The 12356-nt window shown below is 74.4% G+C and carries 12 protein-coding genes; 10 read left to right on the plus strand and 2 right to left on the minus strand.

Features of this window, described 5'->3' with window-relative positions; genetic code table 11:
• Window positions 1-107: 107 nt before the first annotated feature.
• Complete coding sequence (locus tag M3677_RS09750; RefSeq protein ID WP_251154444.1) at window positions 108-956, plus strand: aminoglycoside phosphotransferase family protein; 849 nt, start codon at window positions 108-110, stop codon at window positions 954-956.
• A gap of 12 nt (window positions 957-968) precedes the next feature.
• On the opposite strand, the gene M3677_RS09755 is transcribed toward M3677_RS09750, so the two are convergent.
• Window positions 969-1454, minus strand: a complete 486-nt coding sequence (locus tag M3677_RS09755) for a GNAT family N-acetyltransferase (protein ID WP_251160416.1) — start codon at window positions 1452-1454, stop codon at window positions 969-971.
• A 212-nt stretch (window positions 1455-1666) separates the two neighbouring features.
• Entirely contained in the window at window positions 1667-2581 is a 915-nt protein-coding gene (locus M3677_RS09760) for a DMT family transporter (protein ID WP_251160417.1), read from the minus strand.
• 71 nt (window positions 2582-2652) lie between these two features.
• Between M3677_RS09760 and M3677_RS09765 the strand changes: the two genes are divergently transcribed.
• From M3677_RS09765 to M3677_RS09805, 9 genes are all read left to right on the plus strand, one after another.
• On the plus strand, window positions 2653-3501 hold the full coding sequence (locus M3677_RS09765) for a LysR family transcriptional regulator (RefSeq protein WP_066655983.1): 849 nt from the start codon (window positions 2653-2655) through the stop codon (window positions 3499-3501).
• Between the two features lie 71 nt (window positions 3502-3572).
• On the plus strand, window positions 3573-4772 hold the full coding sequence (locus tag M3677_RS09770) for a histidine kinase (protein WP_251160418.1): 1200 nt from the start codon (window positions 3573-3575) through the stop codon (window positions 4770-4772).
• Window positions 4760-5467 (plus strand): response regulator transcription factor, encoded by a 708-nt coding sequence (locus M3677_RS09775; protein ID WP_251160419.1) that lies wholly within the window; start codon window positions 4760-4762, stop codon window positions 5465-5467. The genes M3677_RS09770 and M3677_RS09775 overlap by 13 nt, the downstream gene beginning before the upstream one ends.
• A 33-nt stretch (window positions 5468-5500) precedes the next feature.
• Window positions 5501-6313, plus strand: coding sequence for a fructosamine kinase family protein (locus M3677_RS09780; RefSeq protein WP_251160420.1), 813 nt, complete (start codon window positions 5501-5503; stop codon window positions 6311-6313).
• A 55-nt stretch (window positions 6314-6368) separates the two neighbouring features.
• A complete protein-coding gene (locus M3677_RS09785) occupies window positions 6369-7157 on the plus strand; it encodes an HAD family phosphatase (RefSeq protein ID WP_251160421.1) in 789 nt (262 codons plus the stop codon).
• A gap of 56 nt (window positions 7158-7213) precedes the next feature.
• Window positions 7214-9448 (plus strand): glycosyltransferase family 39 protein, encoded by a 2235-nt coding sequence (locus tag M3677_RS09790; RefSeq protein ID WP_251160422.1) that lies wholly within the window; start codon window positions 7214-7216, stop codon window positions 9446-9448.
• Between the two features lie 52 nt (window positions 9449-9500).
• Entirely contained in the window at window positions 9501-10223 is a 723-nt protein-coding gene (locus tag M3677_RS09795) for a response regulator transcription factor (RefSeq protein WP_251160423.1), read from the plus strand.
• Window positions 10220-11794: a HAMP domain-containing sensor histidine kinase gene (locus M3677_RS18415; protein WP_251160424.1), complete on the plus strand. Its 1575-nt coding sequence runs from the start codon at window positions 10220-10222 to the stop codon at window positions 11792-11794. The genes M3677_RS09795 and M3677_RS18415 overlap by 4 nt, the downstream gene beginning before the upstream one ends.
• 112 nt (window positions 11795-11906) lie before the next feature.
• Window positions 11907-12287: a hypothetical protein gene (locus tag M3677_RS09805; RefSeq protein ID WP_251160425.1), complete on the plus strand. Its 381-nt coding sequence runs from the start codon at window positions 11907-11909 to the stop codon at window positions 12285-12287.
• Window positions 12288-12356: the final 69 nt, after the last annotated feature.

A 12356-nucleotide genomic window follows, 5' to 3' on the forward strand; every position in this document is an offset into this window, starting at 1 on the left:
GTCTCCGTCGACGGGTGATCCGGACTGTACCGCCCGTGTCCGAGGGCGACAAGGACGGTGCGCGACTACCGGATGACCACTCGTCGCGCACGTGCCAGGATGGCGCCGTGGGGTGGGACGACAGCGGGCTGAGCCCGGCGCAGGCGGCGTTCGTCGCGCAGGTGCTCCCCGGGGCGTCGATGGTGGCGGACGAGTCGTGGGGCCTCCTCGACACCCGGGTGCTCCACGTCCGGAACGGTGCCGGGGAGCACACCGTGAAGGCGTCCGGACCGGAGAACACGCACTTCCCGCGGGAGCTGACGGCGCACCGGCAGTGGACCGGGGCGCTCCTCCGCGGTGACGACACGGGCCGTCTGGTCGCCGCGGACGCCGAGAGCCGTGTGCTCGTGCTGGAGCGGGTCCCCGGGCACCTCGCGCTCGGCACCCCCGACGAGACCGCTGCGACCGTGCACCGACAGGCGGGCACGATCCTCCGACGGCTCCACGACCAGGCGGCCCGCACCGATGCGGAGTACCTGACGGCCGAGACCGCGAAGGCACTCCGCTCCCTCGACGCCCCGCACCGCATCGATCCGCAGCTCGAGGACCGCGCGCGGACGCTGCTCCGGTCGTCGACCCCGCACGCCGCGACCCTGGTGCCGACGCACGGCGACTGGCACCCCCGGAACTGGATCGTGCAGGACGGCCGACTGCGTGCGATCGACTTCGGTCGCTTCGGGTTCCGCCCGGCCGCAGCGGACCTCACCCGCCTGGCGGTCCTGCACTGGGAGGACTCCCCCGAGCTCGAGCACGCGTTCTTCGCGGGCTACGGGTCCGATCCTCGTGACACCGACGACTGGCGCTGGCTCCAGCTGCGTGAGGCGGTCGGGACGGCCGTGTGGGCCTTCGCGGTGCACGACGAGCGCTTCGAACGACAGGGGCACCGGATGCTCGAGAACGCCCTCGCCGCCTTCTGACCCGCCGGAGGTTCAGGCGGACGTTCCGGCGAGGGACCTCCGGTACCAGCGGTCGGAGTACGGCTCGTCGTTGAACGGCTGGACCCGCCGGTAGCCGAGCCGCTCGTACAACGCGCAGGCCTCGGCGAGCTCCCCGCGGGTGTCGAGCTGGACCGTGCCGACGCCGCGCTCCGCGCACGCCCGCTCGACGGCGCGGACCATGCGTCTCCCGATGCCCCGTCCGCGGGCCTCGCCCAGGGTGAACACCTTGGTCAGTTCGGCGACGTCCCCGCGGAAGCGCGCGCCGGCACACGCGACCGGTACCCCGTCGTCGAGGGCGACGAGGAGCACACCGGTCGTGCCCGTGAGGTCGTCGGAGGGCTCGTCGTGGAGTGCCTGGTCGACCTCGTCCTCCGTCGCGGGGCGGCCGTACCACCGCGAGGCGACCTCGGACGTGTACCGGCGGAGGATGCGCGCGGCGGCGGGCGCACCGGGGAGCACGGTCTCGATCGTCAGCACGGGGCGAGCGTACTGCCGCGGGGGAGCGCGCCGAGTCCTTCCGGGCGTACCCGGCCGTTCCGGGCGTGCCTGGTCGATCCGGGCGTACCTGGTCGACCCGGGCGTACCTGGTCGTCCGTTCCCACCAGGTACGCCCGGTTCCACCTTCCATCGCAGCCGCTTTGGGAAAGAACGGGCAGCGCCCCGCCCCGCCCCGCCCCGCCCGAGCGACGTCAGGCGGCGGCTGCAGCCCGCGGGGCGCTCCGCCGCCTGCCGCCCAGGACCCCGGACGCCAACGCGATCCCGAGCAGCACCACCACCCCACCCACGGGCTCGTTCCACCGCAGCGGCTCCCCGAGCACGAGGACCCCGAGCGCCACCCCGACCACCGGCGTCAGGTAGGTCACGGTCGAGGCACGCCCCGCGCCCCACGCGCCGACCAGGCGCGTGTTCCACGCGTAGGCCAGCCCCGTGCCCACCGCACCGAGCGCCACCATCGCGGCCACGATCCTCCAGTCCAGGTCCACCGGCCCGGTCGCGATGACCGGCGCGACGAGCAGCATGAGCAGCGCCGCCAGGGTGAGCTGCACCGTCGCGACCGTCGTCGGGTCCTGCCCGCTGCCGACGCCGAAGCGCCGGAGCCACGCCAGTCCGATGCCGTAGGACGCGGTCATGCCGAGCAGTGCGACCTGGCCGGGGACGGTGGCGAGCACGGCGGGGTCGCCGACCAGGTCCCACGGACCGACGAGCACGAGGACACCCACGATCCCCAGCACGACGCCGCCGAGCTGGCGGCGGCTGAGCCGTTCGGACGGCACCAGCACCGCGAGCGCGAGGAGCGTCATGATCGGCGTCGTGGCGTTGTAGATGCTCGCCAGACCCGACGGCACGGTCTGCTCGGCCCACGCCATCAGCGAGGACGGCACGGCGTTGAGGAACACCGCGACGACGAACAGGTGTCCCCAGACGCGCCGCTCGCGCGGCCACCGTCGACGGGTCGCGAGCAGCACCACGACGAGCGTGAGGGCTCCGAGGACCGTGCGGACGGTGGCGACCTGCTGCGGGGCGAGCCCCTCGAGCCCGATCTTCGCGAAGAAGAAGCTCGAACCCCAGGTGAGGGCGACCAGGACGTAGAGGAGGGCGTTCACGAGCGCTAGCATCGGCCACGTCCGGCACATGTGTCGAACGACTGACCTGCATGACGGCATGAAGGACACGCATGACCCTCTCGATCCCGCAGCTCCGCGCCTTCGTCGCCACCGTGGACGCCGGCTCCTTCACGGGCGCGGCCACCACCCTCGGCGTCGGTCAGTCCGCCGTCTCGCACGCCGTCGCAGGGCTCGAGCGCGAGGTCGGCGGGCCCGTGGTCCGGCGCGGCGGCGCCGCGGTCGCCACCCCGCTCGGCGACCGCATGCTGGCCCACGCCCGCAGCGTGCTCGCCTCGGTCGACGCCCTGGAGGCCGTGGTGCGGCCCGCCACGATCCGCGGCACCGTGCGCCTCGCCGCCGTCCCGACGGTCTGCCAGGGCCTGCTGCCGCGGCTCCGCGAGCTGTGGGCGGTGACGCTGCCGGACGTCGACGTGCAGGTCTACGAGGGTGACGACGACGAGATGGCCGAGTGGCTCGAGGGCGGCACCGTGGACGCCGCCGTGCTCGTCGACCCGGTGCCGGCACCCCACGGGGGCGTGGTCGTCGCACGGGACGAGATGGGCGCGGTCGTCCGGCGCGACCACCCGCTCGCGTCGAGTACTGCGCTGACGCTCGACGACCTGCACGAGGACGGGCTGGTCGCCGGTGGCGGAGGCTGCGAGCACCAGATCCAGCGGATGCACGAGCTCGCCGGGCAACCGTTCCGCTGGGCGCACCGCGTGCGGGAGATGAGCACGATGTTCGGGATGATCCAGCGGGGCGAGGGGGTGTCGATCGTCCCGACGCTCGGGCGGGTGATGCTGCCGGACGACCTGGTGATGCTGCCCGTGGAACCGCGGTACGTGCGGACACTCGTGCTCAGCGGACCGGACTCGCGGCCGTGGCACCCGCTGGCCCGGGCCCTCGTCGACGCGGTGTGACCCCGGCCGCCGCCGTTTCTCCGACCTTCGGCCGATCCGGCGCGGGTGCCGGAGTTCCTAGGCTCGGAGCCGTGACCTCGACCATGCTCCGTCCCGTGCCCCTCGGCCGACGCGTGTGGGCGCAGTCGTGGCGACTCGTGCTCGCGGCACTCGTCGGGCTCACCGCGTTCAGCGCGATCTGGTCGACCCTCGACACCACACGGTGGAGCGAGGCCCGGCTCGGTGCGGCGTTGCTCGTCGACCTCGCGGTCGGGCTCACCGCGCTCGTCCTGGTCCCCTTCCGGCACCGGGCGCCACTGCTCGTCGGCGTGCTCGTCATCGCCGGCAGCACCGTGTCCACCTTCGCGGTCGGCGCGGCCGTCCTCGCGCTGGTCTCGCTCGTCACCCGGCGGCGCCCGGCCGAGATCGCGATCGGGAGTGCGGCGTTCGTGGCCGCCTCGATGTTCGGTGAGGGGCTGTACCCGGTCGAGGACGCCACGCCCCTGTGGCAGGTGCTCGTCGCGGCCGTCGTGCTCACCGCCCTGCTCGTCGCGATCGGCATCGCGATCGGGCAGCGGCGGGCCCTGCTCGACGGGTTGCGCGAACGGGCCGCCCTGCTCGAACGCGACCAGCAGCTCCGCGAGGACCGCGCCCGGGAGCAGGAGCGGGCGCACCTGGCCCGCGAGATGCACGATGTGCTGGGACACCGGCTGTCGCTCGTCGCCCTGCACGCCGGGGCGCTCGAGTACCGCGGCCGGTCGCTGTCACCCGACGAGACGGTCGAGGCCGCCGGGGTCGTCCGGGCCGAGGCGCACGCCGCACTCACCGAGCTCCGCGACGTGCTCGGCGTGCTGCGGGAACCCGGGGACACCGCCGCGCTCGCCGGAGCCGCTCCCCCGCAGCCGACCCTGCGCGACCTCCCCGCGCTGCTCGACGAGGCGCGGTCCTCGGGCGCCGTGGTGTCGGCGACCGTCGACGAGGCCGTCACCGCCGCGCCGGACACCGTCGGGCGGCACGCCTACCGGGTGGTGCAGGAAGCGCTCACGAACGCCCGCCGACACGCTCCGGGGCAGCCCGTCACCGTCACGGTCGACGTGCTCCACGGCCCGGCGCTGCGCGTGCGGGTGGGCAACCCGACGGTGGGCCCCGCGAGCACCGGCGACGGCGCTCCCGGCGGTCACGGCCTGCGGGGCCTGGCGGAACGGGCCCGGCTCGTCGGTGGGACCTTCACGGCCGGTCGCGACGACGACGGCACCCACGTGGTCGAGGCGGTGCTCCCGTGGACGGCGTGAGCGCACCGATCCGGGTCGTCCTCGTCGACGACGACCACCTCGTCCGGGCCGGGCTCCGACTGCTCCTGAGCGGCGACGACGGCATCGAGGTCGTCGGCGAGGCCGGCGACGGACTCGAGGCCGAGGGCGTGATCGCCTCCGCAGCACCCGACGTCGTGCTCATGGACATCCGGATGCCCCGCTGCGACGGCCTCGTCGCCACCGAACGAGAGCTCCGGAAGCAGCCGGAGCTGGCCGTGCTCGTCCTGACCACCTTCCAGGACGACGACCTCGTGCTCGGAGCGCTGCAGCGGGGCGCCCGGGGCTTCCTGCTCAAGGACACCCCGCCGCACGACCTCGTCCACGCGGTCCGGACGGTCGCCGCCGGGCGGTCGATCCTGTCGCCGTCGGTGCTCGACCGCGTCATCGCCGTCGCGGCGAGCGCCCCGACCGGGACGGAAGGTGGGACGGCCGCCGTCGCGACCGCCGCGGCCGACGGGGCCACCGAGCGCGCGCTCCTGGCCACCCTGACCGACCGCGAGACCGAGGTCGCCCTCGCCGTGGCCGCCGGAGCCTCGAACGCACAGGTCGCCGCGGACCTGTTCGTGAGCCTGGCCACCGTGAAGACCCACGTGGGGCACGTGTACGAGAAGTTCGGCGTCGACAACCGGGTGCAGCTCGCCCTGGTCGTGCACGCCGCCCGCCGCGGAGCCTGAACACCCGTCGGGCACCGTCGGCAGGATGGACCGGTGCCCGAGATCCACGTGAAGACGTTCCGCGACCCCGACGAGGCGACCGCCGAGGCCGCCGGACTGGCCTGGCTCGCCGAGGCCGAGGAGACCGGCGGCACCCGGATCGCCCGCGTGCTCGACCACCCGGAGCCGACCGTGCTCCACCTCGAGCAGATCCGCGACGGCAGCCCGACGCGGGCGCAGGCCGAGCGCTTCGGTCGCTCGCTCGCACGCACCCACGCCGCCGGTGCCGATCACTGGGGTGCGCCCTCGCCCGGGTTCCCGACCCGCGGCGGCCTGCGGATGGGCCGGTCACGGACGCCGTTCACGAGTGCCGCCGACGCACCGGCCACCTGGGGCGCGTTCTTCGCCGAGTACCGCATCCGGGACTTCGTGCAGCGCATCGTCGACCGCGGTGGCTTCGACGCTGCCGAGGCCGCGGTGTTCGACCGCGTGGCCGACCGGCTCGAGGACGGCACGCTCGGCTCCCCGCAGCCCCGGCTCGTCGGCGACGCTCCGGCGCGCATCCACGGCGACCTCTGGGCGGGGAACGTCCTGTGGCCCACGGACTCCTCGGAACCGACCGGTGCGGTGCTCATCGACGCAACGCCGCACGGCGGGCACGCGGAGACCGACCTGGCACTGCTGGCGCTGTTCGGACTCCCCCGGCTCGAGACGGTGCTCGCCGGGTACGACGCCGAGTCCCGCTTGGCGGACGGCTGGCAGGAGCGCGTCGAGCTCCACCAGCTCGCGCCGCTGCTGCTGCACGTGTACCTGTTCGGCGGCTCGTACACCGACCACGCGTTGCGCGCCGCCCGCCGCTACGCCTGACGCCGCGGGGCGTCCACAGCGGCGGGGACGCAGGTGTGTCACCTACGCTGGCGCGATGGCGGTGGAGCAGACGGGTGGCCCGGTCCTCGCGTTGTTCGACGTGGACAACACGCTCGTGCACGGCGCGAGCGCCTTCCACCTGGTCCGTGGCCTCCGGGCCGCCGGACTGATCACCCTGCGCGACATCGTCAGCGCCGGGTGGAAGCACGCGCGGTTCAAGGTGCGCGGGGAGGACGACCGGCACCTCGCCGCGGCGCAGACCCGCGGGCTCGAGGTCATCACCGGCATCACCGTCACCGACATGGCCCGGTTGGCCGACGACGTGTGGGAGCGCCACACGGAACCGAGCGTCTGGCCGGAGACCGCCGCGCTCGCGCGGGAGCACCTCGCGAAGGGCCACCAGGTCTGGCTCGTCACCGCGACGCCGACGTTCCTCGCCGACGTGATCGCGCGGAGCCTCGGCCTGACCGGTGCCCTGGGCAGCGTGTTCGAGGTGCAGGACGGCGTGTACACGGGCCGCCTCGACGGGGCATTCCTGCACGGCGAGCAGAAGGCCGTCGCCGCCCGGGCGCTCCTGGCGAGGACCGGTGCCGACCCCGCGATCTGCTGGGCCTACTCGGACTCGCGGCACGACATCCCGCTCCTCTCGCTCGTCGGGAACCCCGTCGTGGTGAACCCGGACCAACAGCTCGCGACACACGCGCGCACCGCTGGGTGGCCGTCGATGCGGCTGCAGCGCGCGAGCATCCGCCAGGCCCGCCGACGGGTCCGCCGCGAGGCCGCCTCCGGCACCGGTACCGCTACCGACACCGGCACCGGCACCGGCACCGTGCAGCGCTCTTAGGGAGCACCGAGGGAACACATCGGATCGGCCGACCCGGACCGGCGATCGTCGTCGACATGACCACCTACCCGACCCCCGCGACCGACCGTCCGGGCCGCGCCCACCCCGGTGGGAGCACCGCCGCCCGGGTCCGTCGACGCCAGCCCCTCGTCCGTCTGTTCGCCGGCGAGCGCGAGGACGCCCGCTGGCTCCGCCCGGCGTTCTGGGCGCTCCTCGTCCTGACCGCCGTCGTGTACCTGTGGGACCTCAGCATCTCCGGGTACGCGAACAGCTTCTACGCCGCCGCCGTGCAGGCCGGCACGAAGTCCTGGAAGGCGTTCTTCTTCGGCTCCCTCGACTCGTCGAACTTCATCACCGTCGACAAGCCCCCGGCCTCGCTGTGGGTGATGGTGCTGTCAGCCCGGGTGTTCGGCTTCTCGTCGACCAGCCTGCTGCTCCCCCAGGCGCTCATGGCCGTCGGCTCCGTCGCCCTGGTGTGGGGCACGGTCCGGCGGACCCTCGCCCGCCTCGGTGCGACGACCGCGAACGTCGGTGCGCTGCTCGCCGGCTTCGTCGTCGCCGCGACCCCGGCCGCCGCGCTGATGTTCCGCTTCGACAACCCGGACGCGCTCCTCGTCCTGCTCATGACCGCGGGCGCGTACTGCACCGTCCGGGCGCTCCCGAGGGGCAGCTGGCGGTGGATCGCCCTCGCCGGTGTCGCCCTCGGCTTCGCGTTCCTGACGAAGATGCTGCAGGGCCTGCTCGTCCTGCCGGCGTTCGGCCTCGTGTACCTGTTCGCCGCACGCACGAGCTGGGGCCGGCGCGCGATCGGCCTCGGCATCGCCGCGGTCTCGCTCGTCGTGTCCGCGGGTTGGTGGGTGGTCGCCGTGGCGCTGTGGCCCGCGGAGTCGCGCCCGTACATCGGTGGGTCCACCGACAACACGGTCCTCGACCTGGTGTTCGGCTACAACGGCCTCGGCCGCATCTTCGGCGGCTCGGGCAACGGCGGCGGCGGGGGCGGCACGGGCGGAGGCGGCACCGCGGGCTCGTCGTTCGGCGGTGCGACCGGGTTGAACCGCCTGTTCTCGTCCGAGATGGGCCTCGAGATCTCCTGGCTCCTGCCCGCCGCGCTCGTCGCGCTCGTCCTCGGCCTGGTGGTCGTCGGTCGTCGGCACCTCGCCGATCCGGCACGCGCCGGTCTGGTGCTGTGGGGCGGCTGGCTGATCGTCACCGGTCTGGTCTTCTCGTTCATGTCCGGCACGATCCACCCGTACTACACGGTCGCGCTCGCCCCGGCGATCGCCGGCCTGGTCGGCACCGGTGGTGCGCTCCTCTGGCACGCCCGCGAGCGTGTCACCGGTCGCCTCGGCCTCGCCGCGATGGTCGGCGGGACGGCGTTCTGGAGCTGGTGCCTGCTGAACGAGGACCCGACCTGGCTGCCCTGGCTCCGATGGGTGGTGCTCGCCGGTGGGCTCCTGTCCGCCGCGGCGATCGTCGTCGGCAGCGTGCCCACCCTCCGGAAGGCCGTCACCGTCGGCGTCCTCGCCGGCACCCTGTTCGGGCTGACCGGCACGACCGCGTACGCGCTCGCCACGACGACCGTCGCGCACTCCGGGTCCATCCCGAGCGTCGGCCCGGCGGGCAGCGGCTCCGGTGGGACGGGCGGCGCAGCAGGATTCCCCGGCGGCGGTGGCGGTGGACAGCCGGGAGGCGCGGGAGGCCCCGGCGGGTCGACTGACGGCACGCAGACGGACGGCTCCCAGGACGGTGGCGGCCCGGGCGGGCAGGGCACGCAGCAGGACGGGACGGACGGCTCCCGGCAGGGCCCGGACAGCGGCGGGCAAGCGCCGACCGGCTCGGCTCCTGCGGGGACGGGCGACGGCGTCCCGACGATGCCGGGCAGTTCCGGCTCCGGCTCCGCGACCTCGGAGGACGGTGCCCCGACCGGCGGCGGCGGGATGGGTGGTGGCGGTGTGACGACGTCGTCGGCACTGACGAAGCTGCTCGCCGCCTCGGACGCGAAGTGGTCGGCCGCGGTGAACGGCTCGCAGTCGGCCGCGCAGCTCGAGCTCGACACCGACACCGCCGTGATGGCCATCGGCGGCTGGTCGAGCGACCCCACGCCGACCCTGGCCGAGTTCCAGGCCTGGGTCGCGGCCGGTGACATCGGCTACTACGTGTCCTCGGGCTCCGGCGGCGGGATGGGTGGCGGCTCGTCGACCGCGAGCGCGATCCAGGAGTGGGTCGCCGCGCACTACGAGGCGACCACGGTCGGCGGCCAGACCGTCTACGACCTGAGCGCGTCGAAGTGACGGCATCGACGTGACCGACGACGAGGACACGGCGGTGGCTAGGCTCCGGTGCATGGCGGCCCGACCACTCCGACGCACCGACGGCAGCCCCGTCCGGGTCCTCGTCGTCGACGACGAGCACGCGCTCGCCGATGCCGTCGCCCTCGCGTTCGAGGGCGACGGCTGGGCCGTGCGGGCGGTGCACCGCGGGCGGGACGTGCTCTTCGCGGCGCGGGAGTTCCTGCCCGACGTGCTCGTGCTCGACGTGATGCTGCCGGACATCGACGGCTTCGAGGTGCTCGAGCGGCTCCGGGACGCCCGGGACCCCGTGCGGGTGCTGTTCCTCACCGCCCGGGACGCCCCCGAGGACCGGCTCGCCGGACTCACCGGCGGCGGCGACGACTACCTGACGAAGCCCTTCGGCATCGACGAGCTGCTCGTCCGCGCCCGCATCCTGGCCCGGACCGCACCGCAGGTGGTCGCGGCACCGGGGTCGTCCGCGGTCGTGGTCGGCGACCTCCGGCTCGACGAGGAGGACCGCTCGGTGCTGCGCGACGGCGAGCCGATCGAGCTCACGCCGACCGAGTACGAGCTCCTCCGCCACCTCGCCCGGAACGCGAACCGGGTGCTGTCCCGCGAGCAGATCCTGGCGAGCGTGTGGGGCATGGACTTCGGCACGTCGTCGAACCTCGTCGACATGTACGTCTCGTACCTGCGGCGGAAGCTCGACGCCGGACGCGAGCCGATGCTGCAGACGGTCCGGGGCGCCGGCTACGTGCTGCGGCCGACGCCGTGAGCCGTCCCGACGGGGCGGGGCGTGCCTCCCGACCGGTGCGCACCCCGTCGCTGCGCTGGCGGATCGTCGGAGCCGTGGCGCTGCTGCTCGTCGCGACGAACGTCGTCGTCGGCGCGGTGACCGTGATCGCGTACCGCGAGTACCTGGTCGGACGGCTCGACGCGGAGCTGGCGACGGCGGCGGGCCGGACCCCGGGCGGGCAGCCGCCGTCCGGACCGCCCCCGGAGTCCTCCGGCGGTCAGCAGGACCCGGACAACCGGTTCATCGGGGCGCCGGGACAGGCGGCCGACACCGTCGTGGCGGTCCTGCGCGACGGTGACGCCGTGCTCGCCGGGTACACGGACGGTGCCGGTGCGCAGCACGGTCTCAGCCGAGCGCAGGAGGCCGTGCTCGCGGACGTCGCACCGGATGCGACCCCCACGACGGTCTCGCTGGGGTCGCTCGGGGCGTACCGGGCGCAGGCGGTCACCCGCGGCGGCGACGTCTTCGTGACGGCGCTGCCCCTCGGGGACCTGCGCGCGTCGGTCGTCCGACTCGTCGTCGTCATCGGGAGCACCACGCTGCTCGCACTCCTCGTCGCGGCGTGGGCGCTGACCCTGGCCGTCCGACGATCGCTGCGTCCGCTCGAGCGGGTCGCCTCCGTCGCGTCGAGCGTCACCGCGCTGGACCTCGAACGCGGAGACGCCGACATCGCCGCCCGGGTGCCCTCCGTGGACCTCGTGGTCAGCCGCGAGGTCGGGCAGGTCGGCACCGCGCTCAACCGGCTGCTCGGCCACGTCGGCCGCGCGCTGACCGTCCGACGGGACGCCGAGCGGGGCATGCGCACCTTCGTCGCCGACGCCTCGCACGAGCTGCGCACGCCGATCGCGACCGTCCGCGCCTACGCCGAGCTGTCGGCCGGTTCGCAGGACGTCGCAGCGCTGCAGCGGAACGCCGAACGGATCGGCCGCGAGGCGGTGCGGATGGGCGACCTGGTCGAGGAGCTCCTGCTGCTCGCCCGGCTCGACGCCGCGACACACGACGGCGCGGCGCCCGACGCCGCGGCCCTCACCGCCCGGCCCGGGACGGTGCACGAGGAGGTCGACCTCACCGCCACGGTGGTCGAGGCCGTGATGGACGCACGAGCCACCGCACCCGACCACCGGTGGATGCTGCAGCTCGCCGACGACCGCCCGCTGACGGTGTCCGGCGACCCGGGGCAGCTGCGGCGCGCCGTCACGAACCTGCTCGCGAACGCGCGGACGCACACCCCGGCGGGGACGACCGTCGTGGTGTCGCTGCAACGGGTCCCGCGCACCGGGGGCGACGAGGCCGCGACGGGTGGGCTCGCACGGCTGGTCGTGGCGAACGACGGACCCCCGATCGACGCCGAGGTCCTGCCGGTGCTGTTCGACCGCTTCACCCGGGGCTCGTCGTCCCGCTCGCGGGAGCACGGGACGAGCGGCCTCGGACTGGCGATCGTCCGCGCGGTCGTGACCGCACACGGTGGGAGCGTCCGGGTCGTGTCGGAGCCGGGACGGACCGCGTTCACGGTCGACCTGCCGGAGGTCGGCGACCGATCCGACGCATGACGATCCCGGTGCACGATCCCCGCGGACCGCGAACCAGGATCGTCACGCCTACCCGCTCCCGCTTCCTCGTCTGCCACGGGTACGCTGCGGGCACCGGCGGAAGGGGAACGCGATGGACCAGCGACACGGCGACCTGCGGGACGGCGACCTGCGCAGCGGCGACCTGCGGGACGGCGACCTGCGCAGCGGCGACCTGCGGGACGGTGACCCGCGCGGGACGGACCAGCGGTTCACCCGTCTGCCGGAGCGTGCCCGACCCGAGGACCTGGTCGTCGAGGTCCCGGCGTTCGAGGACGACCGACCCCAGCCCGAACCCGAGCCGCCGGCCGCCGCCCCCGAGCTCGTCGCCGCGACCCGCTTCGCGCAGACCTCGCACGCGATGCCGACGATCCGGCGGACGCAGACGCGCGCGGGGCTCTGGATCGCGGGCGTGCCGATCGCGGCGCTCGCCGTCGTCGCGATCGTGCAGATCGTGCTCGGCGTCACCGGCTGAGCCCTCCGACCGCTTCTTAGGGGCACCACAGGGTGCTGCTGCGGTCCGCATCGACGCGCTGCCGAGCCT

This window comes from Curtobacterium sp. P97 (assembly GCF_023712445.1).
Lineage (GTDB): Bacteria > Actinomycetota > Actinomycetes > Actinomycetales > Microbacteriaceae > Curtobacterium.